This is a genomic window from Streptomyces sp. NPDC127129 (assembly GCF_042671585.1).
Classification (GTDB): Bacteria; Actinomycetota; Actinomycetes; order Streptomycetales; family Streptomycetaceae; genus Streptomyces.
The window spans coordinates 332,266-359,262 of sequence record NZ_JBHXTV010000002.1 but is presented as its reverse complement, the minus strand read 5'-3'; the positions used below and the strand labels follow the sequence as shown (position 1 = coordinate 359,262).

The window sequence follows — 26,997 nt, the reverse complement described above, 5'->3', positions numbered from 1 at the left end:
CCATGTCCACGAACACGGTCACCCCTTCCCCGCACACCGAGAGACCGCCGCGCACCGAGGCGCGGGCGGCGCGCCGTCCGGGCGTCCTCGCCGCGGGGCTTCTCCTGCTCGGCCTCGCCACGCTGCCGGCCCTCGTCGTCCGGCCCGACCCGGTGAACCCGCCGTTCCAGGACCTCGACGACCGGTGGCTGGCATGGATGGGCGGCCCGCACGACGGGCCGTACGCCGTCCTCGCCTCGGCCCTGAACTGGTTCGGCGGGCCGCTGGGTGCCGTCGTACCGCTGGCCCTGCTGTTCTTCCTGCTCCTGCGTCGGCGCTGGGTCTCGGCCGGCTTCCTGCTCGGCGTCTACCTCGCCGGCAATCTGCTCGTCGTCCAAGGGCTCAAGCACCTGGTCGACCGGCCCCGTCCGGCGAACCCGCTGGTCCGGGTCGACCACGGCTCGTTCCCGTCCGGCCACGCGGCCGGGGCGGCGCTGCTCGTCGTACTCGTCGGGGTGCTGCTGGTCCCGGCCGCCAGGCGGCGGGCGTGGTGGCTCGGGGGCGTGGTGTTCACGCTGGCCATGATGTGGAGCCGTACGTGGCTTCACGCGCACTGGCTCACCGACACGGCGGCCGGTGCGGCCGCCGGCGCGGGGGCGGGCCTGCTGGCGTGGTGGCTCTGTGCTCCCGCGCTCGCCCGGGAGGCCGTCCGCGACCGCCGGGGGGCGGCCGCGACGGTCCCGGACACCGCCCCCGCGACTCCGTAACGCCGCCGCCTGACGCGTGCTCCGGCAAGGACAGGCCGACCGGAGCACGCCCGACCGGAGCACGCCCGGCCGGAGCGCACGCGGTTCGGCGAAGCGAGGTTCGGCGAGGCGGGGTCCGGCATCGGCATCGCGTGCTCCGGCATCGCGCGCCCCGGCGACGCGCCCTTCCGCCGCACGCAGTTCGATGACGCCGGGCCTGCGTGCCCGGCGTCATCGGTGCTGGAGACGCGGCCGGCCCGGGGATCGGAGCGCACGCATCGTCGCGCGCTCGGCAGACGCGACGGCGGCGCGTTCCCCGGGCCGCTTCCGCCGGAAGAGCCGTGCGACCGGCTCAGGACGTCTGGCGGTGGACGAGTACGGCCTCTATGGCCGGGAGGGGTGCGGTCGACCCGGTCTCGATCAGCTCGTGCAGGGCGTCCGCGACCTGCGCGGGCGTGGCCAGCTCCAGGCGGACCGTCGTGAGCGCGGGCTGCTGGAGCCCGGACAGGACGAGGTCGTCGGAGCCGACGATCGCCACGTCGTCCGGGACTGCGATCCCCTCGGCCTGGAGCGCGTGCAGCAGCAGCGTGGCGTACTCGTCGTTGTAGGCGAAGACGGAGTCGAGCCCCAGGCTCGCCCAGCGCCGGGCGAGCGCGGTCGCCGACTCCCGGGTGTACGCGAGCTCCAGCGGGGTGACGGTGGCCATGTGGCGTGCGGCCACCGACTCGGCTCCCGCGAGGCGGGGTGCGGCGAGCACGCCGAGGCCGCGCTCCTGGGGCATGACGACGCCGATCCGGGTCCGGCCGCGGGCGATGAGATGCTCGGCGGCCGCGGCGCCGATGTGGGCGTGGTCGAAGCCGATCGTGTGGACGCCGGGTACGGGGCGGGAGGCGAAGGCCAGCACCCCGCGCACTCCGGCGCGGCGCAGCAACTCGGCGGCCTCCCGCGTGAGTCGGTCGCCGTCGAGGGCGACGACCGCCGCCGGGCGCAGTTCGGCCCAGGCCCGGGCGGCGTCGACGGGGTCCGTGAAACGACCCGCGTGGAGGACGGCCGTATAGCCGTGGCGGTCGAGTTCGCTGTGCAGGTCGTCGACCCAGTCGCTGACGAGCCGGCCGATCGCCGAGATCGACGCGGGCATCAGGACGAGGTTGGAGCGTCCCGCGCGCAGGGACCGGGCGGCGGCGTGCGGGACGTATCCGAGCCGGTCGGCCGCGTCGAGGACGCGGTTGCGTGTGTTCTCGCTGACCCGGTGTCCCGGGGTGTTGTTGAGGACGAAGGAGACGGTGGCGCGCGACACGCCCGCAAGGCGTGCCACATCGGCGCTCGTGATCGAGGCGGGGACGGGGGTTTCTTCTGCCATGACGTCCCGTGACGCTCCTTGCGAGGTTCGTGTCTGCGCGGATGTCTTCCTTGCTCTCAAGGTTACACGAGTTAGATCGCGAACAGGGTGGGCCGCGTGTGACATTCGCGCGGCCCGTCCTTCACCGCAGCGGGCCCCGGGTGGCGGCCCCGTGCAGACGGCGCGCGTCCCCGGCGAGGTCCCCGACGGCGGCCACCGTCGAGTCGAAGCGCATCGTGGTGCGCGTCCCCGTCTCGTACGGGCCCCACGCCGGCATCTCCGCATGGCCGGGGTCGCCCGTGCGGGCGAAGGCGATCCACGCCCGGTGCATGGTGTCCGCGAGGCCGTCGCGGACCGCGGGATCGAGCCCGGCCAGGAAGGGAGCGTGCGCCCACCGGTCGAAGTTGGCGAAGACGAAGGGGAGTTCCAGGCAGTGGGCGGCGCCGAGGCGGCCGTCGTACGCGGGCGTCGGCAGGTCGAACTGGTACGCCAGGACCGGCCGCCCGGCCTCCGCCCTGGCCTCGGCGAGCCGTACGGCGGGCACACGGAAGAGTTCGTCCGTGATCAGGTCCATCAGCACGTCGGCGGGACGAGCGCCGGGGCGGGCCCGCTCGTACGCCGCGTACACCTCGGTCGCGGCCTCCGCCCCGAACGTCTCGGCGATCCGGGCGGTCACCCGCTCCCGGTCGGCGGTGGCGTACCCGGGGTCGAGGGCGAAGCCGAAGTTGGCCTCGTCGCGGGTCCAGCCGATCATCACGTCGACGCCGGTCGCCGCGCCGTGCAGCAGGGCCTCCACGGGATGGCGTGTCAGGGTGACTCCGTCGATGACGGGCAGGAACGGGGTCGGCCAGTAGCCCCAGCGCGTCGTGCGGGCGAAGAGTCCCGCGGTCGCGCCCATCAGCGCCTGCCAGGGCAGCCCCCGCAGCTCGGCGACGGTCTTGACGCCCGCCAGTTCCATGAAGGCCGCGGTGCGTTCCGCGTACGCGTCCGGGCCGGGGAGGTCCAGGCCGAAGGGCGGGCTCTGCAGGATCACGCGCTTGATCAGCCCCTGGGTCTCGGGGAGTCCGGCGAGCGCGGCGGTGGACAGCGCGCCGCCCGACTGCCCGGCGACCGTGATGTTCTCCGGGTCGCCGCCGAAGGAGGCGATGTGCGCCGCGATCCAGCGGAGGGCGGCCAGCTGGTCGCTGAGCCAGGGGTTGCCGGCGCCCGAGTCGTTGCCCTCCTCGGGCCCGGTGTAGAGATAACCCAGCGGCCCGATGCGGTAGTTGATGCTCACCATCACGAGGTCGCCGTCCCGGGCGAAGGTCTCGCCGGAGTAGTTCGGCAGCGATCCCGAACCCGAGACGAAGCCGCCTCCGTGGATCCACACGAGCACGGGCCGTCGGGCCTCGTCGGCCCCCGGGGTCCAGATGTCGAGGGTGAGGCAGTCCTCGTCGAAGGGCGGGGATCCGTGTCCGCCGAGGACCGGGTCCCCGCCCTCCGTGTAGAGCTGTGGCGCGCTGGGGCCGTCGGCGGTCGCGTCCCTGGTGCCGGCCCAGCCCGGGTGCGGCCGGGCCGGGCGCCAGCGCAGGTCGCCGACCGGGGGAGCGGCGTAGGGCACGGCGCGGAACACGGTGATCCCGCCCTCGACCGCGCCGCGCAGGCGTCCTGCGGGGAGGTCGACCAGCGTCCGGTCCGGGTCCTGGGTGAGGGCCATGAGTCAATCCTTCCTGGATCGCGCGCCGAGCACGCGCCGACCCGCCGAGAGTATTGCGGAAAATCGACGACCGTCAATTGTTCACCATATCGCGCGCCCGGGGTTCGCCCGTCACAGCCAGAGGCTGTTGCTGGCCGTCCGCTCGGCCTCCGTTCTCAGCAGGGGCGCGAAAACCCGCCACAGCACCAGGCAGGTCCCGGCTCCGGCCACCGCGCCGACCAGGGTGTCGCTGAGCCACTGGGCGTGCAGCCAGGTGCGGCTCCACATCATGGCGACGACGTAGGCGGCACCGACGAGCCACCACCAGCGTCGCGCGCGGGGCGGGAGCAGCACGATCGCGGCCGCGACCATCAGCGTCACGGCACTGAAGACCTGGCCGGAGGGGAACGAGCCGTCGTTGACGAGGACCCAGGGGTGCGGCGGTCGCGGGCGATCGACCAGGTGCTTGAGCGGCAGAACCACGACGACGCTGGAGACGACGGCGGCCGCGCAGAGGAAGAGCGCCGAGCGCCAGCGGCCGTAGACGCAGAGGCAGGCGCACACGATGAGCGGGAGGACCACCCCGATCGGGCCGCCGAGCCTGTCGAGGACGGTGGCGAATCCGGTGGCGGTGTCGGCGCGTGAGCCGTTCATGGCGACCGCCCAGCGATCGTCGAGTCCTTGGGTGAACGGGCGGTCGCCGGTCAGGAGCAGCAGCCCGAACAGCAGGGACGCGGCGAGCAGCGCGACGCCGGCGGCAAGTGCGTGGCGTGGCGGGGCGGAGGGGAGGTGGTGGACGGGGAGGGTGCGCGGTGCGTCGGCGAGAGGGGCGTCGGACGGACGCGACATGGAGGGCCTTTCACGGTCGTTCACCCGGGCGGTGGGGGCACGCGGGAAGGCGGTCGCGGGGGTGCGGGGGCGTGGGAGTACACCGGTACAGGAGTGCGGGGGTGTGGGGACCGGGAGTGCGGGGCGCGAGGCGCGACGGTGTACCGAAGGGTGTGTGGTGCACGGTGCGGCGGCGCCGGCGGTGGTGCGGGTCGGCCTCGAGTCACCGAGGGTGGGGGCCGTCGCGGTGGGGGCGGCGCGGTGGTGCCGCCGCGATGGGCACGGAGTATTGCGGATGCGTCACCGTCGCCACAAGGGCAAGAGGGTTCCCGGGTGCGATCTCCCTGGTCAGTGCGGGCGCGACTCTGGTTACACGTGCTCGACGTGCACATCTCTCCTCGGTCACGATCCGCGCAGCGACCCCGCGAAAGCTCTAGCCGAGTCCGGAAATGGGTGCTACACAGTGTCCTAGCGCTGCGGGTAACACGTGTAACAACATCATGTCGGCCGCAGCCGCCGGCGGGCTTCCGGTGACACCGCTGTCCCCGCGCGACCGCTCACGCGGCCTCCCCCTCACCCGGACCCACCGCCCACCCGCGTACCCGGAACCGGTGCAGTACCCCGCCCGTGCCCCGCACCCCGGTCCCGCACGACCGCCGGTCCCGCACGACCGCCGGTCCCGCACACCTCCATCTCCCCACTCCGTCCTCCCAGGAGTCGTCATGGCCACGAACGAGCTGACCGATCCGATCGATCCGCCCACCCCCGGCACCGGTGCCACCTCCGCCACCTCCTCGGAACCGGAAGCTCCGCGCCAGCGCGCGCTCATGCTCCTGCTGCTGGTCGCCAACTCCGCCATGATGGCGGTCTACATGGGAGTCGGCTCCGTCCTCCTGCCCACCCAGGTCGCCGCGATCGCACCGGACGACAAGGTCGCCGTCCTGGGCCTGATCGGGGGCATCAGCGCCGTCTTCGCGACGGCCTTCAACCCGATCGCGGGCGCGCTCTCCGACCGCAGCGGCCGCCGCAACCCCTGGATCCTCGGCGGCGCCCTCGGCGCGCTGATCAGCCTGGCCCTCCTCGGCAGCGTCTCCACCGCGCTGTTCGTCGGCATCGGCTGGTGTCTGGTCCAGGCGACGATGAACACCTACCAGGCGGCGGTCACCGCGATCGTCCCCGACCGGATCCCCGCCGCCCGCCGCGGGACGGCCTCGGCCCTGGTCGGGCTCGGCATGCCGATCGGCGGAACCGCCGGCGTCCTCGTCGCCTCGCAGACCGTGACCCACCTTCGTACCGGATACCTGGTCTTCGGCGCGATCGTCGCCGTCGCGGCCCTGCTCCTCTCCGTCTTCTGCCGTGACGTTCCCCGGGTCGAGCCGTGGCGAAGGCCCCGAGGGGCTCGCAACTCGCCGCGTTCCTCTCCGCGTTGGCGAACCACGACTTCCGGTGGGCCTTCATCGGCCGCGCGCTGATGGTGCTCGGCTACTTCTCCGTCGTCGGCTACCAGCTGTACATCCTGGGCGATCACGTCGCGCTGCCCGCCGGGCTCAACCCGCCCGCGGCGATGGCGATCCTCACTCCGGTGTCGATGGTCGCCGTGGCGCTGTCCACCGTCGTCGGCGGCCTGCTGTCCGACCGCTGGAACCGTCGCAAGGTCTTCGTCGGTGTGTCGGCCGCGCTGGCCGGACTGGTGATGGTGGTGCCGGTCGTCAGCCCGACCTGGACCGGCATGCTCGTGTTCAGCGCCCTCAACGGCCTCGCCTTCGGCTGCTTCATGGCCGTCGACACCGCGCTCGTCACGCTCGTCCTGCCCCGGGCGGAGGACGCGGCCCGCGACATGGGGGTCCTCAACATCGCGAACGCCGGGCCGCAGATCATCGCCCCGTTCGTCGCCTCCGCCATCGTCACCGGCCTGGGCGGGTACACCCCGCTCTTCCTGGCCGGCGGCGCCCTTTCGCTGATCGGCGCGCTCGCCATCCTCCCGATCCGCAGCGTGCGCTGATCCGCTCCCGGCCCGCCTGTTGCCGGCCGCCCCTGCTCCGGCGGGCGCCTGCCGAGGGTCACGTGCCCGCCGGTCCAGCACCACCCACCCTCGCCTCGCACCACCACCTCGCACCACCCACCCTCGCCTCGCACCACCACCGGCATCTCCCTCCCTCTACCAAGGAGCCCTCTGTGAGACGCAAGCGAGTTCTGCCTCCGGCCATGCTGACGCTCTGCGCGGCGGCCCTCGTCGGCACCGCACCCGCCGTCGCCTCGCCCCGGACCGCCACGGCCCCCGCGAGGCCCGCCGCCCCGCTGCGGATCCTGCTCACCAACGACGACGGCTACAACGCGCCCGGCATCCGCAAGGCATTCGACCGGCTCACAGCCGCCGGACACGACGTCACCATCGTCGCCCCGCTCACCAACCAGAGCGGAACCGGCACGAAGATGTCGAACGCCCCCACGATCACGGTGAAGCACCCCGAACCGAAGGTGTGGGCCGTCGACGGAACCCCCGGCGACTCGGTGGCCTTCGGCCTCTCCGAGGTGTTCGAGGGCCGCGCGCCCGACCTGGTGGTGTCCGGCACCAACTTCGGGCCGAACGTCGCCGGGCTCGCCACCCACTCCGGTACGGTCGGCGGCGCCGTCACCGCCCTTGAGTCGGGCGTCCCCGCCATCGCGCTGAGCACCGGCGGCCTTTCGGTGCCCGACCCGGTCACCACCGTCAACGCGATGGGCCCGACGCTCGACTTCGCCGTCAAGCTCATCGACCGGCTGCGCGCGCGGGCGAAGTCCGGCCCGCTGCTGCCCAAGGGTGTCGGCCTGAACGTGAACCACCCCGTCGTCGGCTCCGACGGCCGGGGCACCGCCGCCGGGGTGTCCGCGACCTTCCAGGACGCGCAGACGATCCTCGAACCGGACTTCACCGACTCCGGCGACGGCACCTGGAAGGTCGACGTGAAGGTCGACCTGGGCGCACCCGCGAAGGGAGGCGACCTGGAAGCCGTCAGCGGCAACCGGATCGCCGTCAGCCCGATGAGCGCCAACTGGAACACCGGCCCCGCCGACCACGCCACCACCGCCGCCCTGATCGCCGGTCTGCGGCCCTGACCACCGCTTCCACCAGCCCATTCAGGAGGACGGATGAAGCGGTCCGGAGAGCGGTCCACTTCGGCACGATCCCTGCTCGGTACGGCGCTCGCGCTGCTGGCGCTGTTCACATCGGCGGCCCCCGCATCAGCGGTCCCCACCGCAGCGGCCCCCGCATCAGCCCCCGTATCAGCGGTCCCTGCCTTGGCGGGCCCCGCAGCGGAGGCGGGGCCGCGCCCCGTGGTCACCGTCGCGCAGGGCACGTTGCGCGGTCAGAACCACGACGGGGCACAGGAGTTCCTCGGCGTCCCGTATGCCGAGCCCCCGGTCGGGGAGGCCCGGCTACGGGCGCCCCGCGAGCCGCGCCGCTGGAGCGGCGTGCGCGAGGCGGACAGTCAGGCCCCGGCCTGTGTGCAGTTCTCGCCGTTCGGCCTGGCGGACCCGTCGGCCGCCGGCGAGGACTGCCTCTACCTGGACGTGTACCGGCCCATGGGCGCCGGGGCGGGGTCCCGGCTCCCGGTGATCCTCTGGATCCACGGGGGTGCGTACAGCCAGGGCACCGGCACCCAGTTCGGCGGCCGGACCATGGCCGACCTCACGAACAGCGTCGTGGTCAGCATCAATTACCGTCTGGGGCAGCTGGGTTATCTGGCGTTGCCCGAGCTCGTACGGGAGAGCGCGCGGCGCTCCGGCTCGTTCGGCCTGCTGGACCAGGTCGAGGCGCTGCGCTGGACGCGGCAGAACATCGCGGCGTTCGGCGGAAACCCCGGCAACGTGACCGTCTCGGGGCAGTCGGCGGGCAGCGGTTCGGTGTGCGGGCTGCTCGCGGCGCCCTCGGCGGCGGGCCTGTTCCACCGCGCCGTGCTGCAGAGCGGCCCGTGCACACTGATCCGTACACCCGACAGCACGCGGGCCGCGGCGCAGGCCCGGGAGTTCGCCGAGGCGGTCGGCTGCACCGATCCGGCCCGGGCGGTCGCGTGCCTGCGCGCCGCCCCGGTCGCCGCGCTCGTCGAGGCGGCGCGCACACGGCCGACCTCGGGTCCCGCCTCGGGTGACGGGCTGCTTCCGGTGGATCCGGCGGCGGCGATCGGAACCGGGGAGTGGAACAGGGTGCCCGTGCTCATCGGGAGCACGCGCTCGGAGTCCCGGCTGTTCGTGGCGTTCTCGCAGCCACGGCTGACGGAGGCCGAGTACAGGGCACAGATCCTCGCGGGGTACGGGACGGCGGGTCCGGAGGTGCTCGCGCGCTACCCGGTCGAGGCGTACGGCTCGCCGTACCTGGCGCTGTCGGCGGTCATGACCGACTCCTCCTTCGCCTGTCACACGGCGTGGACGACGCGGCTGTTCGCCTCGCAGGTACCGACCTTCGCCTACGAGTTCGACGATCCCGGCTCGCCGACCCTGGCGGGGGCGCAGGTTCCCGGGCTCGACATGGCGAACGCGCACAGCGCCGAGCTGGCGTACCTGCACGACTTCACGGCGGGCGACCGGCCGCTGACCCCGGTCCAGACGGCGCTCGCGACACGGATGAAGCGCTACTGGGGCGCCTTCGCCCGTTACGGCGCGCCGACCGTCCGGGGCCAGACCCCCTGGCCCGCGGCCGGCACCAGCACCGGCACCGGGAAGGGGAACGGAAACGGAATCGGGAAGGGGGAGGGGAACGGGCGCGGATCCGGGCCGGTCAGGGTGCTGACGCTCAACCCGGAGGCCACCCGGCCGAGCTCGTCGTTCGAGTCGGACCACCAGTGCGCCTTCTGGCGGACCCGCCCGAGCGGACCGCCGCGGTAGTACGGACCGCCGCTGTAGTCGCGACACGCCAGGCATCACGCACCGAGAACGGGCGCGTGATGCCCGGCGTGTCGCCCGTACGGCCGCCGCGGCGCCCGTGCGCGTACAGCGCCCCGGGTCACCTCGCACCACGGGCTGAATCCCCGCCGTGCACCGCGCGCCGGATCAGGGGCGGCGCTGCATCATCGGAGATGACGCCAGGGTCGTGCCGCGCCCGGCGCGGAGCCGCAACGAAGGAGTGCTGCACGGTGCGCATCCTCATGGTGGGGGCGGGAGGTGTGGGCACGGCGATCACCAGGATCGCGGCCCGACGCTCGTTCTTCGAACACGTCGTCGTCGCCGACTACGACCCGACAAGGGCGGAGGCGGCCGTCGCCGCCCTCGGCGCGGACGAGCAGAGATTCACGGCGGCCCGGCTCGACGCCTCGGACACCGGCGCGGTACGGGCGGCCCTGGCCGAGCACCGCTGCGACGTCCTGCTCAACGCCACCGATCCCCGCTTCGTCCTGTCCCTCTTCGAGGCCGCTCTCGCCGAACGCGCCCACTACCTCGACATGGCCATGTCTCTCTCCCGGCCCCATCCGTCGCGCCCGTACGAGGAGTGCGGCGTGAAGCTGGGCGACGAGCAGTTCGCCCGCTCGGCCGAGTGGGAGGCGGCCGACCGGCTCGCGCTCGTGGGCATGGGCGTGGAGCCGGGCCTCGCGGATGTGTTCGCCCGGTACGCGGCCGACGAGCTCTTCGACGAGATCGAGGAGATCGGCGTCCGTGACGGCGCGAACCTCACGGTGGAGGGCTACGACTTCGCACCGTCCTTCAGTATCTGGACCACCATCGAGGAGTGCCTCAACCCGCCCGTCGTCTACGAGGAGGGACGTGGCTGGTTCACCACGGCGCCCTTCAGCGAGCCGGAGGTCTTCGACTTCCCGGAGGGCATCGGGCCGGTGGAGTGCGTCAACGTCGAACACGAAGAGGTGCTGCTGGTCCCCAGATGGCTCAAGGCCCGGCGCGTCACCTTCAAGTACGGTCTCGGCGACGAGTTCATCGGCGTCCTGCGCACCCTCAACAAACTGGGGCTCGACCGCACGGAACCGGTGACCGTGAACGGAGCCGACGGCAAGGTCGCGGTCTCGCCGCGTGACGTCGTCGCCGCCTGTCTGCCCGACCCGGCGACTCTCGGCGACCGGATGCGCGGCAAGACCTGCGCGGGCACCTGGGTCAAGGGAACCAAGGATGGCCGGCCCCGGGAGGTCTACCTCTACCACGTGGTCGACAACGAGTGGTCGATGCGCGAGTACGGCTCCCAGGCAGTCGTGTGGCAGACCGCCGTCAACCCCGTCGTCGCCCTCGAACTCGTCGCCTCCGGCGCCTGGCACGGCCGGGGCGTACTCGGCCCCGAGGCGCTGCCGCCGCAGCCCTTCCTCGACCTTCTCACGGAGTACCGGTCGCCATGGCACATGCGCGAGCAGTGACGGGGCGTCCGGCCCCGCAGGCCGCTCCTGCGCATGCAGGGACGGACGACCCTCCCTACGATGAAGGCGTAGGTCTCGCGGTGCTGTCTGGCTCGACGGGAGCGAGGGAACATGGCCGCTGAGGACGCCGCGCCCGCAGGGCGCCCCGAGGGCCTGAAGGCCAACGCGATCGGCTTCGTCGACGCGCTCGTCATCGGGCTCAACTCCACCTCACCCGCGTACTCGCTCGCGGCCGTCATCGGCCCGATCGTCGCCCTGGTCGGTATCTACGCCCCGGGCGTGATGTTCGCGTCCTTCGTGCCGATGCTGCTGATCGCATCGGCGTTCTACTACCTGAACAAGGTCGACCAGGACTGCGGTACGACCTTCTCCTGGGTGACGCGCGCGATGGGCCCCTGGGCCGGCTGGCTGGGCGGCTGGGCCATCGCGATGACCGGTGTGCTGGTCGTCGGCTCGCTCGCCGACGTGGCCGTGAGCTTCGCCCTGCTCGCGTTCGGACTCGACAGCTGGGTCGACAACACCTTCGTACGCCAACTGCTCACCGTGCTCCTCATCCTGGTGATGACGGCCGTGTGCGTCATCGGCACCGAACTCTCGGCCAAGGTGCAGAACGTCCTCATCCTGGCCCAGGTCGCCTGCCTGCTGATCTTCGTGGGGGTGGCGCTCTACAGCGTGTACGCGGGAACGAGCAAGTACCCCGCGATCGATCCCCAGTTCAGCTGGCTGAATCCGTTCGGCGCAGGCGGCGCCGCGCTGAGCGGCGGCCTGCTCCTGGGGGTCTTCATCTACTGGGGCTGGGAGTCGGCGGTCAACCTCACCGAAGAGGTCGAGAACTCCGCGACCGCCCCGGGCAAGGCGGGACTCTGGTCGACCGTGATCCTGCTCGTGACGTACGTGTCCGTCGGCTTCGCGGTCGTGGCCTACGCCGGTCCCACCTTCCTGGCCGAGAACGCCGGCGAGGAGGAGTTCATCTTCGCGCAGCTCGCCGGGGACGTGCTGGGCGGCTGGGACTGGGTCCTGCTCCTCGCGGTCTCCACCTCCGCCATCGCCTCCACCCAGACGACGATCATCCCGGCCTCGCGTACGGCGCTCTCCATGGCACGCCGCCAGGCACTGCCCGCCCATTTCCGGCACATCAACCCGCGTTTCCGCACCCCTGACGTGAGTACGTGGTGGGTCGCCGCGATCGCCATCGCCTGGTATCTCGTGGTGAGCCAGATCAGCGAGAACGCGCTCTTCGACTCGCTCACCGCCCTTTCGCTGCTCATCGCGTTCTACTACGCGCTGACGGGGCTGGCCTGCGCGGTCTACTACCGCCGTCATCTCTTCGAGAGCGTCCACAACTTCCTGCTGATCGGCCTCGGCCCCCTGGTCGGCGCCGGGCTGCTGACCTGGCTCCTCGTGAAGTCCGTGATGGACATGTCGGACCCGGAGAACTCCTACAGCGGAACGTCGTGGTTCGGCCTCGGACCACCGCTCGTCATCGGTATCGGCATCGCCGTGGCCGGTGTGATCATCATGTTCGTATGGCGTCTGCGGGCTCCCGCGTACTGGAGGGAGCGGCCCGGCGTGGCGGACCCCGAACTGGTCCACGGCCACGGCCACGGTCCGGGCAACGGTCACGGTCACGGTCACGGCCCCGCCCCCGGCAAGGAGACCTGAGATGTCGGTCGTCCTGGGCTACGACGAATCCCCCGGCGCCGCCCGCGCCCTGCGCATCGCCGTCGAGGTGGCGGCCGCCTTCGACGAGCGTCTCGTCCTGGTCTACGGCGCAGCGGCCCCCGGCCCCACGGGTGAGGAGAGCGCGTCCCACCGCGAGGCGGTCCGTCAGGCCGGCCGGATCGGACTGGAACATGCGGTCACGGAGGCCGACCGTGCGGGCGTCCCGACCACCGTCGAGGTGATCGACGACAAGCCCGCCCCGGCCCTGATCGACGCGGCGAACCGCCATGGCGCACGGGTGATCGTGGTGGGCAGCTGGGGCGAGAGCCCCATGCGCGGGGCGCTCCTGGGCTCGACGCCCCACAAACTGCTGCACATGTCGACCGTCCCCGTGCTCTGCGTCCCGCCGGAGGAGTGAGGGCCGGACGCGGAAGGCGGCGGGCACGCGAGGGGTAGGCGCGGCGGAGACCGTACGGATGCGACCGATGAGTTCCGCCGTGATCCACGGTCATAGATCATGGCTGGTGACGAACGAGCCCGCCGAGAAGCCGACGAGATATCGAGGAACCCATCATGCGTACTCTCATCAGCACCGCCTTCATTTCGCTCGACGGCGTCGTCGAGGGCCCGGGCGGCGAGCCCGGCTACCGCAACTCCGGCTGGACCTTCAAGGACATCGAATTCGTCCCCGAGGCGTACGAGATCAAGGGCCGTGAGCAGAAGGAGGCCGCGGCGATGATGCTGGGCCGGGCCAGCTACGAGGCCTTCAGCGCGGTGTGGCCCGACATGGAGGAGTTCGCCGACTACAAGGTGATGCCGAAGTACGTCGTCTCCACCACGCTCACCGAGGACGACCTGGTCACGAACTGGGGCGACACCACGATCCTGCGCACGCTCGACGACGTCGCCGCGCTCAAGCAGACCGACGGCGGCCCGATCATCATCCACGGCAGCGCATCCCTCAACCAGGCCCTCTCCGACGCAGGCCTGATCGACCGCTACCACCTGCTCGTCTTCCCGCTCCTGCTCGGCGCGGGCAAGCGCCTCTTCAGCGCCACGGACAAGGACACCCAGAAGCTGAAGCTCGTGGAGCACGAGGTGTACGCCAACGGCCTGCAGAAGAACGTGTTCGACGTCGTCCGCTGACCGGACGAGCCCGCCACCGGCCCGCAGACGACCGGAGGACGATCGGAGGACGATCGGAGGGCGCCCCGGCGACGGGCGCCCCGCCGCGCTCAGGCCGCGTGCTTCTTCAGGGAAGCAAGGTGCGCGAACACCACGACGTTGGCCGAGTAGCCGTGCTTCTTGTCGAAACGCCCGCCGCAGGTGATGAGCCGGAGCTCCGCGCGGCTGGAATGCCCGTACACCTTGCGGTTGGGGAACTTCTCCTTCGTGTACGTCTGCACCTCGTCGACGGTGAAGACGGCGATACGCCGGTCCGCCCGGGTGACCTTCACCGCGTCACCCCGGCGCAGCATCTTGAGATTGAGGAAGATCGCCGGTCCGGTGGCGGTGTCACGGTGCCCTACCAGCACGGCCGTTCCCGCATCCCCGGGCGACGGGCCGTGCCGGTGCCAGCCCACCGTCATGGGCGTGCTCAGGGGCGGTGCGCCGAGCTGCCCCTTCCTGTCGAGGCCGAGAGGGGTGACCGGAGCCTCGATGAAGATGGCGGGAACAGCGACCTTGACCGGTCGCGCACGCTCCTGGGGTGCGTGCGCGACCGGTCGGGCCGGCCCGGCGCCGCCGCCCGCCGCATCATCTGCGTGGACGGCGGCGACCGACGGTCCGCGTTCCTCGGACGGGCCGGAGCAGGCCGACACGATGCCGGTCAGCAACGTGAACGTCACCGACAGCGTGATCGTGAGACGGCACGCGCGGCTCGGTCCACGCCTCCGGGGCCGTCGGCGGGGCCGCGGACGAGGCCGGGGACGGGGCCGTGGAGGGGCTGAGCTATGCCTCGTTGCGGGCACGGCGCCGGGCGGATCGGCGGACCAGGACCAGCGCCGCGATCCCGGCAACGCCGGCACTCACCGCAGCCGTGGTTCCGAAGCCGGAGTCGCTCTCGGCGGTGCTGAGGTTCTCCAGGTCCGGAACACCGCCGGCGCCCGCGGGCACCGCACCGGACGGCTCGCGGTAGTCGGTCCCGGAGTTGATCTCCTGCGACGGCTGGCTGCTGGGGCGGCCGCTGGGACGGTCGGCCGAGGGCCGGTTCGGGCCCTGGTCCCCGGCGCGGGTGGCGCAGTCGACCTTGAAGGTCCTGTTCTTCGGGCCCGCCGGGACCGTCCACACCAGCTGGTACGTGCCCTCCGGGAGCAGGTACCGCTCGCTGACCCCCGCGCCGTTGACGAGCGGCAGCGTGCTGACCAGGGTGTCACCGGCGGGCACCGTCGGCGGCTGCGCGGTGATCGTCCATGGGACCGCGCGGTAGGACTCGAAGTTGCTGGCGACGAGAGTGAACGCGCAGACCTCGACTCCGTCCTGGCCTCGCGAGTGCCACCCGGCCGAGCGGACGTTGAGATCGCCGCTGTCTCCGGGAGCGGCGTGGGCGGCCGGCGCTCCGACCAGGGTGGCTCCGGCGGCGGCGACGACAGCGGCCACCGTGGTACCCGCGCGGATCCCGCGCAGGCGCAGGGGAGTGGACAGGATCATGCTGAACTCCTTGAAGCCGGGGTGATTGTCATACTTATCGACCGCCGCCCATCAGAAGCTAAAGATCTTTCAAAACGCGGTAGGCGGCTCGCGAAACGCGCGCAACCACCTGCCTGGCCGATAACCTCCCCCGCGGCCCCGCCGGCCTGCTCCCGGCGCGAGGCGGGCCCCGCCATCGGAAACCTGCAGGTGGCAGGCCTGCAGCCGCGCACGCCGCACGCTCCGCCCCGGCCCTCCGGGCTGCCGGATGCGCGCTCGGCGTGAGAGTGTCGCAGGTGTGGGTACGGGTGGGCGCGCGCAGGCTCACCCACCGCCCGGTGGTCAGCTCTTGCTGTCGCCGTCCTCGTCGTCGCTGCGGGGCCAGATCGCGATGGCGAGGAGGACGGCCGCCCACACTCCCAGCGGGGCGACCGGCCAGTAGTACGTCAACTCCCCTTTCTGTACGCAGCGCACGCCCCATACGGCCGACATGATCACCAGCCCGCCGAGCCAGTACCGCCACTCCGCGAGCCACTCCGCCATGTCCTTGCGGTCCTTTTCGGCCCGGGTCGGTATCGGGGCCGGCAGGTCGGCGGTGAGGGCGCCGAGGTCGTCGGCGGTGCGTGCCCGCAGGGCCGCCTGGACCCTGCTCGTGTGTTCCGGCGCGTCGAGCCGTCCTTCGGCCAGCGCCGCGGCCAGGATGCCGAGAGCCCGATCGCGGTCGGCGTCCGAGACGCGCACCGCGGGCGTGGAGGGTTTGCTCTGGTCCTCGTTCATCGGTCGTCCCCGTTCGTCGTTAGAATACGACTGTATCTCAAAGAGGGAAGGTGGCCATGCCGAAGACCGTCGACCGGCCGGAGCAGCGCCGTCAGATCGGCGCCGCGCTGCTGCGCCTCGCCGCCGAGAGCGGCCTGGACCAGATCAGTGTGCGCACCGTGGCCGCGGCCAGCGGCCGGTCCGCCGGGGCGGTGCAGAAGTACTTCCGCTCCAAGGAGGAGATGCTGGCCTTCGCCGCCGAACTCGCCGGTGAGCGCGTCGAGGAGCGCATGGCGCTCGTCGACACCGGCCTCCCGCTGCGTCAGGCGTTGCGCGAACTGGTCCTCACCACGCTCCCGCTGGACGAGGAACGCCGCGCCGAAGCTGCCGCGCAGCTCGCCTTCGCCGTGCACGCGGCCCACCACCCCCGCCTCGCCGCGATCCGGCGCCAGGTCGACCATGACGTCAGGGAGGTCCTCGCGGCATGGCTCGACGACGTCGGCTGCCCCGGCGCCCGGGCCACCGCCGACGCCGTCATCGCCCTCAGCGACGGACTCGCGCTGCGGATGCTCTACACACCCGCCGAACAGACCTCACTCCTCGACGCCCTGGACCGCGCCCTCGACGCGCTCCTGGCCGACGGCTAGACGACGTGTGCCGTTCCTCCCTCGGCCGCCAGGGCCCGGGCGATGCGGCGGTTCGTCTCCTGCCACTCCTCCGCCGGGACCTTCGGCAGGACGTCGCTCCAGAGCGGCAGGCAGGTGCCGCGCAGCTGCATCATGCCTTCCGGGCGGGCGACGAACCACACGTGGAAGTGCGAACCGCCGTCGCCCCAGCGGTTGATGTGCACGCGCGCGATCCCGCCGAGGGACATGACCGCGCGTTCGACGCGCTGCAGCATGCCGCCGAGCTGGGCCGCCCGCTCGGGTGCCAGGTCGGCCAGGTCGCCGTGGTCGTGTGGCAGCAGCATCACCTGGGCCGGCACGCCCTCGGGCTCCACGAAGCCGCGTACCTTCCAGTGCGCGTCGCTCCACAGCGTCGGTCCCTCGGTGTCCACGCAGCCGGGGCACTCGTCGCCGTCCTCGCCCCTGCGGGGCGGCTCGGGGAGTACCGGCTCGTCGAGCACACGGATGCGGAGGTCACCCTCGTAGGGGAAGACGTCCCAGAACGGGATGCCGTCCTCGGGCAGGGAGATGCGCTCGCCGATCGGCAACCGCCTGACGAAATCGCTGGGTTCGACACTCATGGCCAAAGCTTGGCACAGCGTGTGTGGGGCGGTGGGTCGCCCGACCGGCGGGCGGCCGGGCGACTCACCGGATCCGGACCCGGGTCCGGGTCGGGCGGGCCTCAGGGGCGCGCGTTGAGCTCCGCGACGATCGAGGCGGGGGAGTGACCGCTGTTGTCGGACAGCCGGTGGAAGTCGACGGAGACGAAGTTGGGGTCGCGGCCACCGGCCGCGGGCCGGCACCGCTCGGCGATCCGGTTCCTCAGTTTGGCCCCGTTGTCGAGGGCCGCCGTGAGGACCGTCGGCACGTTGCGGTGGTGGCTCATCGTGAACAGCCGCCGGAATCCCGGCTCCTGACGGTCCAGCGGAACGTCGGGCCAGCGCGTGACGCACGCGAGGTCGTTGCCCATGTCCCCGAGGCTCCAGTAGTTGCTGACCGTCCACGACCGGTCGTACATGACGCCCAGGTGCTCGCGGTCCGGGCGGTCGGAGAAGATCAGCAGTCGCTTTCCGGCCGTGACCAGGTCGGCCACCTTGGGCCAGCCCTGCTGGCGCACGTTCCACGCGTCGGGCCGGAACAGCAGCTCGGGCAGCCCCCGGACCCTGCTCAGCGAGTTCCGCAACTGCTCGGCGCCGACGTAGTCCTCGAGGAAGACGGTCACGACCTCCTGGGGATGGGTGGCGAGGAAGTCCACCACGGTCTGCATCGTGCCGTGGAAGGACTGCCGGGGCAGGGCGTACGTCGCTCCGGCGAAGGTCTTGCACTCGCCGTGGCACAGGTACACGTCGCTGGGGTAGCAGTCGCTGCCGAAGCTGATGACGCAGAGCCAGGTGCTCCGCTCGTACCAGTGCGTGTCCAGACTCAGACCGCGGACGCCGTTGTCGAGCTGGGCGCGCACGGACTCGGACTGGTTCACCGAACTCCAGCGGGAGTCCTCGTAGTTGGTGAACGCGTTGTGGGTGGTCAGGAAGGAGACCTCGTCGAGCCGGCGGTCGCCCCAGCGCGCGTCGGCCGAACCGGCCCCGGCGGAGGGGGCGGCCGCCGGGACCGAGAGGGCCGAAGGGGCCGCGTGAGTCGTGGGTGCCGAGGCGGTCGCGAGGGTCGGGGTGCCCAGCAGGGTCAACAGGAGGAGGAGTACGAAGGAACAGCGCCCGGTTCTTCGCGTGGGCGCGGGGTGGGCGGCCCGTCGGCCGGGTGTCGGTGCGGTGATCCGGAAGCGCCCACGGGCTCCCGTCCGCAGCATGCTCATGCCAATCATGCGCGGAGGGTAGCGCGAAGGCCGTGAATTCGCCCCCCAGCGGACCGGTACGGCCGATATCCGACGTGCGGCGAACCGAGGCCGGCGGCGAAGCGCCGAGACCGCCCGTCGGGTTCAGGCCCGGCCGACTGCGCCCACCCGGCCCAACCACCCGTCGAGGACGGCGAAGTCGGCGTCCGTGAGACCCCGTCGTGGATCCACGCGATGCAGCAGTGCATCACCCTGATGGTGTGCGGCCACCCATGCACGGTCGCGGTCGGTGATCTCGTCGTCGACCCAGACGAACGGGCGCCCCGCCGCCCGGTGGACCAGAGCACGGGTCTTCCAGTGCAGACCGTCGCGTTCGTCGCGTTCGTCCTCCGCCGACGGCTCCGGCCAGAACACCAACGGCAACCGGGGCAGACCCAGCCGGGGCGCGACAGCGTCGTTCGCGTCGTCCGTCCAGGTCGTGGCCCACACCAGCTCGCACGGCAGTGCCGCCAGCCGGGGCCCGTGCGAGGGATCGATCCTGGCCAGAAGCGGGTTGGCCCCGGTCTCCCGCAGCCCGGGACCGTCCTCGTACGTCCGATACTCCTGCGACGCGCCGAAGGGGATGAGCGGTCCGTCGACGTCGAGGAAGAGCAGGGGAAGTCCGGAGCCGGTCACGACACCACCGTATCCCTCCCGCCGTGGACGGCTTCGTGCGCCGGAGCCGGCCGGGAGGACAGCGCGAGTCGTCACGGGCCCGGGGACTTGCCGGTGTGCTGGGCGTCCTTCCGTTCTCCGAGCTCGCCCGTGATCCGCTCCAGGTCCGTCACCAGCGCGTCCAGCCATGACACGGCCGCGAAGTACTGCCATGGCGCGCCCGGCGGTTCGGCCGAGAAGTCGTCGAAGGTCCGCGCGCGCAGCGGCACCGTGGTGTCCGGGGTGTCGCCGGTGGGGTCCATGCGGGCGGAGACCAGGAGCATGCCCGCCGCCACCCGGTCGCCGATCCGGGTGACCGCCTCGGTCGGACCCCGTTCCAGGGGCGGTACGACGACCGGTTCGGGCGGTACGAGCATCCGGTCGGCGCCCCACAGCGTGTGGTGACCGGCCATGAGCGTGGCCTGCCAGTCGTACCGCCCGGACGGCACCCCCAGCCCCTTCGGTTCGCTCTGGTACTGCGCGTACGCCGACTCCGCCATGATCAGCGCGTGCTGCAGCGACCTGTGCCCCGGAGCGGTCAGCAGCGGTACGCGGGTCCCGCCCGCCGCGACCTGGGCCGTCGTGTCCACCGCCGTCTCCGCGGCGTGGCGCAGCAGGGTCGCCGCCGCCCGCCGCAGCTCGTCATGGGCGCCCCGGGGCCAGGCGAACAGCCCGAACACGGCGCCGATCGCGCTGCCGGCCAGCACGTCCAGGAGCCGGAACTCCGCGAGCTGCCAGGTCGCGGGCGCCAGCTGCGCGAAGACCAGGGCGATGACGACCGTGAACATGGCCTGCGCCCAGCCCACGCCCTTCACCGGGCCCAGGGTGAAGGTGACCAGCATCAGCGGAGGGAGCGCTGCCGCGTACACCTCGATGTCCGTCCCGACGAGCGCCAGCAGCGTGGCGGCCACGAGCGCCCCGACGAGGGTCCCGGTCAGCGCCACCCGCACCGTGGATCTCGTCCCCCGGGCCGTCGTACGGGTGAGGGTGAGCGTCGCGAGGAGCAGCCAGAAGCCGTGCGGGAGCGTGTCGATGCCCGCGATCGCCCGCGCCGCCGCCAGCGCCAGGCTGATGCGTACGGCGTTCTGGAAGAACACCGACCGCTGCCCCAGGTGCCCGGTGAGCCGCCGCCACCACAGCGCCGGCGCCCGCATCTGCGCGTACCAGAACCGCCCCGGCGCCGCTGTCGCCGCGGCCGCCCGCCCCCGTACGGCGATGTCCGCGGCGGTGGACATCGCCAGCGCGGCGTCCGCCACCTCCAGCGCAGCCGCGTGGCGTCGCAGCACGGCGGGCACGACGGCCTCGTTCGGCGGCCCCGCCGCCAAGGCCTGCCGCACCCGCCACAGCTCCGCGTGCGCGGCCGTGCCGGTCGTCCGGCCGCGCAGGCGCTCGGCCGTCTCCCGCGAGCTGTCCCGGACCGCGCGCAGCACGTCGAGCCCGGCCCCCGGCGACGTGGGGCCGCCGGGCAGCGGCGGCAACACCGCCAGCCGGGCCAGCAGGGTGCGCGCCGCGAGCCCGGTATGGGCCATCGCCCGGTCCCGTACGCTCGGCCCCGCGGGCCGATCCGCCTCCGGAACCTGCGAGGACCGCAGGTCCTTGCTCACCGGCCGCGCCGTGCGCACGGTCGCGTCGGAGAGCGCGTACGGGGGCGCCGCCAGCGTGTCGGCGAAGCCCTCCGCGCAGTCGGCGGCACGTGCGGCACGCTCCCGGTACGGAACGGTCGTCGGATGATCGGGCAGCAGGAACCGCTCGGCGAGGATCAGCAGAACGAGACCCACCGTCGCGCCCGTCAGGCGTTCGCCGAGCGAACCGGGGTCGTAGGGCGGGAAGGACGGCAGGATGTACATCAGTTGCAGCCCCGGCGCGGCGCCGGCCGGCCGGGGGCCGCCCACCGCGATGAAGGCCAGCACGAAGCCGATGACCAGCATCCCGACGGCGGCGCTCCACGTCCGCACCGAGAGGTACGTGCCGATCGTGACCAGCACCCAGCAGGCCGGCACCACCGGGATCAGGACCCTGGCCCGCTGCCGCCCGGTGCCGGGGATGTGCGACAGACCGGCCATCGAGACGGCGGCGAAGAGCGCGTACGTGGCGGCGACGGACGAGCCGAAGCCGTACAGGAACAGGTAGAAGCCGGCGCTCGCGGCGAGCGTGACCCGCACGGACCGCCGGGCCATCGCCGCGTAGGAGGCCGGCAGCCGCAGCTTGGGAACGCGACCCATACCACCAGCATCACCCGCCCCGGCGCGCCCGGCACGCGGCGCGCGGCACGCCGGGCGCGTCCCGCGGCCGCTCCCGCACTTCGCCGGCCGTCCGCGTGGGTCCCCGAGCGGTCGCCTAACATGCCAGGTCATGGCGATGTTCGTGCACGTGACGTCCGCGGCGAACGCGCCGCGCATCAGGCGGTCAGGGATCCGGGCGGTGAGCCACGGACAGGGCGACGCGCGCGGTGTCTACTGCTTCCCGGTACTGCCCTCGTACACCCTCACCCATCAGTGGCTCCGTGAGCTGGCCCGCTTCGGCAGCCGGGGCGGCCTCGTGGCCGTCCACGTACGGCTGGACGACGACGAGGACGTACTGGTCGGGCGCTACGCCGACCGGGCGCGCAACGCCCAGGCCGCCGTCCCCGCGGCCCAGGCGGTGCGGCGGATCGCGGCACTGGACGATCCGCGCGGGTGGGAGGTGTTCGTACCCCGGGCGATCCGGCCGCGCGAGCTGCACCGCATCCGCACCGCGCCGCAGGTGGCGGGCTGGCGGTACCGGCCGGACGCGCACGGCACGCGCCCCTGCACCTGCTTCGGCTGCCGGGTGCGCGGAGGGTACGGCGCGCGGCGGCTGCGCGAACGGCTGCCGCACCCGCTGGACGGCCCGCCGCCACCGGTCCGTGTGCTGCTCGCCCGGGTCGCGGCGGCGGGGGAGCCGGGAGACCCGGTCGTGCTGCGGGAGGTGCTCCACTGGTTCGGCATGCGCCGCCGGGGCCCGATCGACCGGCTGGCCCGCCTCGCCGCCCACCCCGACCCAGGGGTGCGGGAGGACCTGGTGTGGGCGGTCGCCGGCTGGTCCACCCCGGGCGTCGGCGACCTGCTGAACGCCTTGGAGGACGACCCCTGGGACGAGGTCCGGGAGGCGGTGGAGGCGGTGCGGGAGCCGGGGTGAGCGCGGGGGCCCGACGGTCACCGCCCACGGGCCTCCCCGGGAACGGGAGAGCGTTCCCAGAGAGGCCCTGGCCGGTGGCCCCTCGACGCGAGACGGCCGACGGGCTGTCAGGCGGTGTGCAGCGTCAGGCCGTACCGGCCGAGGATCTCGTTGACCGGCTGGAACCACGTCTCGCCGCCGGACGAGCAGTTGCCCCACCCGCCGGACGTGACGCCCTGCGCCTGGTCCCCGCTGATGAACGCCCCGCCGGAATCACCGCCCTCGGCGCAGACGCTGGTCTTGGTCATCTGATGGACGGCCCCCTGGCTGTAGTTGACGGTCTCGTTCATCGCTAGGACGGTGCCGCAGTGCCACCGCGTCGTGGACCCCGAGCGGCAGATCGACGAGCCCACCGGCGCCACCGCGGAGCCGCGCACGAGCCGGTCCGGGACGGTACCCCAGCCGAGCACGACGGGCACGGTCCACCAGCCGCTGTGGATGCTCACGTAGGCGTAGTCGTTGCCGGGGAAGGACGAGCCCTGGAAGGTTCCCATCGCGGAGCCGTCCCAGCCGCGCACCGCGGCGCCGGCCTGTCCGCAGTGGCCGGCCGTCACGAATCCGCCGTGCACGGAGAAGCCGATGGAGCAGCGGACGTTACCGGTGTAGTACGGGTCGCCTCCGACGGTGCCGGCGGCGTAGGTGCGCGGCGCCCGGGCCGTCTCGGCCACGGTGACGGGGGCGCTCGCGCGGGCCCGTTCGACGAAGGCGCGTACGGCGGGCGCGGAACGTTCGGCCCGCACGACCGTGACGACGACGCTGTTGGCCCGGGGGTCGACGTGCCAGCCGGCGACGCCCGCCGGGGCGGCGAGCGCGTCCAGCCGGGACTTGGCCCGGTCGAGCGCGGCGGCACTGTGCCGCACCTGACGGGTCGCGACGCCGAGCGCGCGTACCTCGGCCTCCTCGGACCGGTCGGTGAGCGCGACGACGAGCCGGCCGGCCGCCGGGTCGAACCACGATCCGCCGTAGTCGGTGCCCGCGGCCCGGCGGGCTTCCTCCTCGACGTCCGCCGCGGCCTTCTCCGCACGCAGCCGCTTCTCGGCCTGCTCGGCCGTCAGACCGAGGTCCTGCCGCATGGCGTCCAGGAGCCCGGCGGAGGCGGCGGGGGGTACGGGCGGGGGAGCGGCCTGGGCGGACGGTGCGTGGGTGGCGCCTAATCCGACGGTGATCAGCAGGGCCGCGACGGCGGCGGGCAGGGGGAAGGTCGTGCGCTTCACGGAGCCTCCAGATGTGGGGGAGTCGAACGCATGAGAGCGCTCTCAGAGCGCTCTCAGAATGCTTCCGGAGGTCACGCTAACGGCGATGGGTTGTCAGGTCCATACCAGGTGCGTTGATCTGTCGACGAGCCGTGGGCGACGGCGGTCACCGGGGCGCGGTGCAACGCTCAGCGTCTCGCGGCCCTGCGGGGGGCACGGGCGAGGCGGGGCGAGTGGACGCCGTTCAGGCTGAGCTCGGGGCAGGACGCGGCCGGACCGGAGGGCGGCGCGGAGGGCGGCGCGGAGACGGCGCGGACGCGGCGCGGAGACGGCGCCGACGAGTCTGTGCAGGGGGACGCGCCCCAACACCCTTCGAAATCCCGGCACATGGCGCGGGGCAGGCGTCCGCCGCGCTCATGATCGGGCGGCCCGGCCGCCCCTCGCGCCGAGCGTGTGACGGATCACCAGGTCGTGGGCACTCCGTCGTTCACGTCGGGCGGCGTGGAGGGGCCGCCGCCGAGGACGGCGATGAGGACGAGCCCCACGAGGGCGATGACGACCAGTGCGACGGCCACCACGAGACGCGCGCGATGTCGCGGCGCGCGGACCTCGCCGGGCGGTGTGGGCTGCCCGGGGAACTGCTTGTTCAGCGCGTCCACCAAGGCCATGAGTGCCGGATCGTCGCGACTGAGGTCATGCTCGATCTCGGCAAGTATGCGCTGGTCATCCGCGGGGTGACTCATGGCGACCGCCTCAATACCGCTCCGGGTGCCAGGGGGCGAGTGCTTCGCCTCCGTTCCCCCGCCTCCTCAAGTATTCCCGCTCGGCCGCGGGCTGTCCTGATCGCGCGGAGGGCACCACACGCGGCCGGGAGCTCGCACGTGCGTCAGCGAGGGGCAGGGGAGCCGCCACCCTGGGACGATTCCTGCGGACCGTGACCCGTCGAGCCGGCCGAGGCCGTCGAGCCGGCCGAGGCCGTCGAGCCGGCCGAGACCGTCGAGGCCGACGGGCCGCTCGTGGGCGTCGTGCCGTGTGCCACCGACAGCGGCTCGGCGATGTCCTCCAGGGAGCGGCGTTCCGTCTTCACGGCGAGGAAGGCGGCGACGAGGCCGGCCGCGCACATCAGGCCCGCGCCGATCTGGAAGGCCGGCACGGCCTCGGCCGGGACTCCGGACTCGGTGAGGCTCGCGAAGATCAGGGGGCCGCTGATGCCGCCCGCGGCCGTACCGATGGCGTAGAAGAAGGCGATGGCCATCGCCCGGGTCTCCATCGGGGAGATCTCCGACACGGTCAGGTACGCGCTCGACGCGCCGGCCGACGCCGGCGGTTCCGGTGACCTGGGCGGCGGTGATGTCCAGACCGCTGCCCTCCTCGGCGAGGCGGCCGGCGATGTTGCCGACGATGGTGACCTCGAGTCCGTCCAGGATCCAGACGGTGCCGAGGCCGATCACGATCATCGGAACGGCGGTGGTCACGGTGCCTGCCTTCGCTCGCCGCGGCACCTCTCGGGATCCGGGGTCAGAGCTTGGTGAAGAGGTGCTCGGGTACGTCGTAGAGAACGAAACCGTTGTCCAGGCGGACGCGGACCGTCACACGGTCCCTCTGCCGCAGGTGCGCCTGCCAGGCGGGTTCCAACGAGGCGATCTGTTCGTCCAGTTGCCCGCGGCTGCCGGGCGGCATCTGGTGGCCGAAGTCGTCGCGGAGGGAGGTGAGCCGGACGTACTCGCGGACCTCGTGACTCTGCTCGTTCGCGTACGAGTCCACCCGCTCGACGGTGCCCTCGACCCCTGCCGCGAGGGCCAGGGAACCGGTGACGGCGACCGCGCTCGCCGGCGAGTCCGCGCCCGCCTCGGTCTCCTGAGCCGACTCCGGCGGCCCGGTCAGCCCCCCGGTCAGCGTCAGCTCGGCCGCCAGCCGCACCCGGCGTCCCTCATTCAGCGTCATGGATCCTTCATCGCTCCTGGTCGTTCGAGCCGCGACGCCCTGCACCCGATGCGGCCCGGGTCCTGCCATTAGGCCACACCCCCACAGCGAGCGAACGCACCGGCCCGGAGGCTCGCGGCTCGATCCACCGGCGGCCGGGGCGCGCCGTCAGCACCGTTCGCCAGGCTCTGCGGCGATGACACGCACTACCGCTCCGCTGCCGAGGGACCCCCCGAGCAACCGCTCGCTCTCTGGTGGGAATCGGTCGCCCGCTCCCGTGCCGTCGTCGACAGGCACTCGGCGTCGGCGGCCTGGACCAGCTCGGCGCCCACACGACCCGTAGGGGCGAACGCCCCCACCTCCGTCGCGCTCTCCTGGACCTCGTCGAGAAGTACGCCCGCCACGCCGGTCACGCCGGCCTCATCCGCGAATCCGTCGACGGACTCACGGGCGAAGACCCGCCGAGGTGATCGTCCACTCGTGAGGGGGCGGATACGGGGCCCCGGAAGAGTGACTGGCCCTCGCGACGTCTGCCCCGACACTGGCGCGCCCGCCTCTCCTGTGGCCGAACCCGGTGCCGCCCCCATTCCCGCCCGCGTCCCTTCAGGGTCGTGTCTGTCGCGGCCGAAGGGCTGTGAGGCCCGAGCCACTGCCCCGGATGGGGGCTCAGGCACAATCAAGCCGTGCCTACCCCTCCTGACGCCTCCGCTCTGTACCCGGATGTCGCAGCCTTCGGCAGCCTCGCTGCCGCGCTTCGGGCCGAGGCGGGGGGCTGCCTCGGTGCCGTCCCGGTCACGTCCTCGGATTCCGATCCGCTGCGCCACGCGGCCGTCGCCAGCACCCTGCCGCACCGCGAGCCGCTACAGATCAGCGCGTGGTCCCACGAACGCCGCTGGTCGATTCGCGGCACGGAGCCATTCCAGGGCCTGTCACTCCTCGACGGCACGACAGAGGACCTGACGGAGGTCGCCAGGGCTGCCCGAGCGTGGCACGACGGGGCAGCCCTGGATGACATGCGTAGGGCGATCCCCATCGTGCACCTGACCGGCAGGTCCGAGGTGCCGGACCACCATCCCGCGCGTCTTACGGAATCCGAGTGGCAGAGCCTGCGTCAGCAAGCGGCTGAACTGGAGTACGCCTGGAAGGAGCCGTACCAAGCCCTGATCGAGGCGGCATACGCCGAGCCGGCGCTGCGTGCCCTCTATCCGTTCACCAGCCACTGGGCACTGCGCTTCTCGAGCAGCACCCGCCCGGACCTGACCGTCGTCGGGCCATGCCTGACGGCGGTCAGCGACAGTACGTACGGCCTGGGTCGGGGCATCGTCACTTCAGACCTCGGCCAGTTCGCCACAGCGCACGAGGCTGTGGCAATGGCCGTCCAGCACCTGCCATCCGGCCTCGGCCCGGTCACGCTCGGCGGATGACCGACAGAGGACACTTTCACCCTGGACTGCCTGGTCCGGGTGGCGCAATGGTCGCAGGCCGCCAGGCAGTTCCGGCCGCTGGAGCGCATACGCGACACCTGAACATGCGAGCTCACCAGTCTGAAGCCCCCGGTGCGTGCGGGGCCGGAGGTGCTTGGGGGTGGGCCGGT

At 72.6% G+C, this 26,997-nt stretch carries 27 protein-coding genes and 1 pseudogene; 14 read left to right on the top strand and 14 right to left on the bottom strand.

Annotated elements, in window-relative coordinates; all coding sequences use genetic code 11:
- Positions 1-2 precede the first annotated feature (2 nt).
- A complete protein-coding gene (locus tag ACFVGW_RS04910) occupies positions 3-746 on the top strand; it encodes a phosphatase PAP2 family protein (RefSeq protein ID WP_385850819.1) in 744 nt (247 codons plus the stop codon).
- A gap of 331 nt (positions 747-1,077) precedes the next feature.
- On the opposite strand, the gene ACFVGW_RS04905 is transcribed toward ACFVGW_RS04910, so the two are convergent.
- The 3 genes from ACFVGW_RS04905 to ACFVGW_RS04895 form a co-directional block, all read right to left on the bottom strand.
- Positions 1,078-2,085, bottom strand: a complete 1,008-nt coding sequence (locus tag ACFVGW_RS04905; protein ID WP_385850818.1) for a LacI family DNA-binding transcriptional regulator — start codon at positions 2,083-2,085, stop codon at positions 1,078-1,080.
- Between the two features lie 121 nt (positions 2,086-2,206).
- A complete protein-coding gene (locus ACFVGW_RS04900; RefSeq protein WP_385850817.1) occupies positions 2,207-3,760 on the bottom strand; it encodes a carboxylesterase/lipase family protein in 1,554 nt (517 codons plus the stop codon).
- A gap of 111 nt (positions 3,761-3,871) precedes the next feature.
- Positions 3,872-4,588 carry a phosphatase PAP2 family protein gene (locus tag ACFVGW_RS04895; protein ID WP_385850816.1) on the bottom strand — a complete coding sequence of 239 codons (717 nt, stop codon included), beginning with the start codon at positions 4,586-4,588 and terminating at the stop codon, positions 3,872-3,874.
- Between the two features lie 701 nt (positions 4,589-5,289).
- On the opposite strand from ACFVGW_RS04895, the gene ACFVGW_RS04890 reads away from it, so the two are divergent.
- The 8 genes from ACFVGW_RS04890 (at position 5,290) to ACFVGW_RS04855 (ending at position 13,707) form a co-directional block, all read left to right on the top strand.
- Positions 5,290-6,039: an MFS transporter gene (locus ACFVGW_RS04890; RefSeq protein WP_385850815.1), complete on the top strand. Its 750-nt coding sequence runs from the start codon at positions 5,290-5,292 to the stop codon at positions 6,037-6,039.
- Positions 5,994-6,569: an MFS transporter gene (locus ACFVGW_RS04885; RefSeq protein ID WP_385850814.1), complete on the top strand. Its 576-nt coding sequence runs from the start codon at positions 5,994-5,996 to the stop codon at positions 6,567-6,569. Before ACFVGW_RS04890 ends, ACFVGW_RS04885 begins: the two co-directional genes overlap by 46 nt.
- 173 nt (positions 6,570-6,742) lie before the next feature.
- Positions 6,743-7,663 (top strand): 5'/3'-nucleotidase SurE, encoded by a 921-nt coding sequence (surE, locus tag ACFVGW_RS04880; RefSeq protein WP_385850813.1) that lies wholly within the window; start codon positions 6,743-6,745, stop codon positions 7,661-7,663.
- 183 nt (positions 7,664-7,846) lie between these two features.
- Positions 7,847-9,430, top strand: a complete 1,584-nt coding sequence (locus ACFVGW_RS04875; protein ID WP_385850812.1) for a carboxylesterase/lipase family protein — start codon at positions 7,847-7,849, stop codon at positions 9,428-9,430.
- A gap of 248 nt (positions 9,431-9,678) precedes the next feature.
- Positions 9,679-10,899: a saccharopine dehydrogenase C-terminal domain-containing protein gene (locus ACFVGW_RS04870; RefSeq protein ID WP_385850811.1), complete on the top strand. Its 1,221-nt coding sequence runs from the start codon at positions 9,679-9,681 to the stop codon at positions 10,897-10,899.
- A 111-nt stretch (positions 10,900-11,010) separates the two neighbouring features.
- A complete protein-coding gene (locus tag ACFVGW_RS04865) occupies positions 11,011-12,561 on the top strand; it encodes an APC family permease (RefSeq protein WP_385850810.1) in 1,551 nt (516 codons plus the stop codon).
- A gap of 1 nt (position 12,562) precedes the next feature.
- Entirely contained in the window at positions 12,563-12,979 is a 417-nt protein-coding gene (locus ACFVGW_RS04860; protein WP_385850809.1) for a universal stress protein, read from the top strand.
- Between the two features lie 155 nt (positions 12,980-13,134).
- On the top strand, positions 13,135-13,707 hold the full coding sequence (locus ACFVGW_RS04855; RefSeq protein ID WP_385850808.1) for a dihydrofolate reductase family protein: 573 nt from the start codon (positions 13,135-13,137) through the stop codon (positions 13,705-13,707).
- Between the two features lie 89 nt (positions 13,708-13,796).
- Here the strand turns inward: ACFVGW_RS04855 and ACFVGW_RS04850 are convergent, their stop codons facing one another.
- From ACFVGW_RS04850 to ACFVGW_RS04840, 3 genes are all read right to left on the bottom strand, one after another.
- Positions 13,797-14,408 (bottom strand): class F sortase, encoded by a 612-nt coding sequence (locus ACFVGW_RS04850; RefSeq protein WP_385850807.1) that lies wholly within the window; start codon positions 14,406-14,408, stop codon positions 13,797-13,799.
- Positions 14,409-14,511: 103 nt separating this feature from the next.
- Complete coding sequence (locus ACFVGW_RS04845) at positions 14,512-15,210, bottom strand: hypothetical protein (RefSeq protein WP_385850806.1); 699 nt, start codon at positions 15,208-15,210, stop codon at positions 14,512-14,514.
- 321 nt (positions 15,211-15,531) lie between these two features.
- Positions 15,532-15,966, bottom strand: a complete 435-nt coding sequence (locus ACFVGW_RS04840) for a DUF1707 domain-containing protein (RefSeq protein WP_385850805.1) — start codon at positions 15,964-15,966, stop codon at positions 15,532-15,534.
- Positions 15,967-16,022: 56 nt separating this feature from the next.
- On the opposite strand from ACFVGW_RS04840, the gene ACFVGW_RS04835 reads away from it, so the two are divergent.
- A complete protein-coding gene (locus tag ACFVGW_RS04835) occupies positions 16,023-16,592 on the top strand; it encodes a TetR/AcrR family transcriptional regulator (RefSeq protein WP_385850804.1) in 570 nt (189 codons plus the stop codon).
- Here ACFVGW_RS04835 and ACFVGW_RS04830 read toward each other — a convergent pair.
- The 4 genes from ACFVGW_RS04830 to ACFVGW_RS04815 all read right to left on the bottom strand — a co-directional run bounded on the left by ACFVGW_RS04830 (position 16,589) and on the right by ACFVGW_RS04815 (position 21,314).
- On the bottom strand, positions 16,589-17,191 hold the full coding sequence (locus ACFVGW_RS04830; RefSeq protein ID WP_385850803.1) for a hypothetical protein: 603 nt from the start codon (positions 17,189-17,191) through the stop codon (positions 16,589-16,591). The two genes, ACFVGW_RS04835 and ACFVGW_RS04830, sit on opposite strands and share 4 nt — an antisense overlap.
- 101 nt (positions 17,192-17,292) lie before the next feature.
- Positions 17,293-18,429 carry a PI-PLC domain-containing protein gene (locus tag ACFVGW_RS04825; RefSeq protein WP_385850802.1) on the bottom strand — a complete coding sequence of 379 codons (1,137 nt, stop codon included), beginning with the start codon at positions 18,427-18,429 and terminating at the stop codon, positions 17,293-17,295.
- Positions 18,430-18,543: 114 nt separating this feature from the next.
- The gene (locus tag ACFVGW_RS04820) at positions 18,544-19,074 is read right to left on the bottom strand and encodes an HAD domain-containing protein (protein WP_385850801.1); all 531 of its coding nucleotides are present in this window, start codon (positions 19,072-19,074) and stop codon (positions 18,544-18,546) included.
- Between the two features lie 71 nt (positions 19,075-19,145).
- Entirely contained in the window at positions 19,146-21,314 is a 2,169-nt protein-coding gene (locus ACFVGW_RS04815) for an FUSC family protein (RefSeq protein WP_385850800.1), read from the bottom strand.
- A 130-nt stretch (positions 21,315-21,444) separates the two neighbouring features.
- Between ACFVGW_RS04815 and ACFVGW_RS04810 the strand changes: the two genes are divergently transcribed.
- Complete coding sequence (locus tag ACFVGW_RS04810; protein ID WP_385850799.1) at positions 21,445-22,248, top strand: HEAT repeat domain-containing protein; 804 nt, start codon at positions 21,445-21,447, stop codon at positions 22,246-22,248.
- Between the two features lie 107 nt (positions 22,249-22,355).
- Here ACFVGW_RS04810 and ACFVGW_RS04805 read toward each other — a convergent pair whose 3' ends face one another.
- From ACFVGW_RS04805 to ACFVGW_RS04795, 3 genes and pseudogenes are all read right to left on the bottom strand, one after another.
- Positions 22,356-23,501: an alpha-lytic protease prodomain-containing protein gene (locus tag ACFVGW_RS04805; RefSeq protein WP_385850798.1), complete on the bottom strand. Its 1,146-nt coding sequence runs from the start codon at positions 23,499-23,501 to the stop codon at positions 22,356-22,358.
- Positions 23,502-23,941: 440 nt separating this feature from the next.
- On the bottom strand, positions 23,942-24,223 hold the full coding sequence (locus tag ACFVGW_RS04800) for a DUF3040 domain-containing protein (RefSeq protein WP_383291538.1): 282 nt from the start codon (positions 24,221-24,223) through the stop codon (positions 23,942-23,944).
- A gap of 143 nt (positions 24,224-24,366) precedes the next feature.
- Positions 24,367-24,801: pseudogene (locus tag ACFVGW_RS04795) on the bottom strand (MFS transporter); the annotation flags it as partial.
- Between ACFVGW_RS04795 and ACFVGW_RS04790 the strand changes: the two are divergent.
- Positions 24,728-25,012: a hypothetical protein gene (locus tag ACFVGW_RS04790; RefSeq protein WP_385850797.1), complete on the top strand. Its 285-nt coding sequence runs from the start codon at positions 24,728-24,730 to the stop codon at positions 25,010-25,012. The pseudogene ACFVGW_RS04795 and the gene ACFVGW_RS04790 sit on opposite strands and share 74 nt — an antisense overlap.
- On the opposite strand, the gene ACFVGW_RS04785 is transcribed toward ACFVGW_RS04790, so the two are convergent.
- Positions 24,999-25,424 carry a hypothetical protein gene (locus ACFVGW_RS04785; protein ID WP_385850796.1) on the bottom strand — a complete coding sequence of 142 codons (426 nt, stop codon included), beginning with the start codon at positions 25,422-25,424 and terminating at the stop codon, positions 24,999-25,001. The genes ACFVGW_RS04790 and ACFVGW_RS04785 overlap by 14 nt on opposite strands.
- 233 nt (positions 25,425-25,657) lie before the next feature.
- Between ACFVGW_RS04785 and ACFVGW_RS04780 the strand changes: the two genes are divergently transcribed.
- Together ACFVGW_RS04780 and ACFVGW_RS04775 are read left to right on the top strand one after the other, a co-directional pair.
- Positions 25,658-25,873, top strand: coding sequence for a DUF664 domain-containing protein (locus ACFVGW_RS04780; protein ID WP_385850795.1), 216 nt, complete (start codon positions 25,658-25,660; stop codon positions 25,871-25,873).
- A 213-nt stretch (positions 25,874-26,086) separates the two neighbouring features.
- A complete protein-coding gene (locus tag ACFVGW_RS04775) occupies positions 26,087-26,827 on the top strand; it encodes a DUF6193 family natural product biosynthesis protein (protein ID WP_385850794.1) in 741 nt (246 codons plus the stop codon).
- Positions 26,828-26,997: the final 170 nt, after the last annotated feature.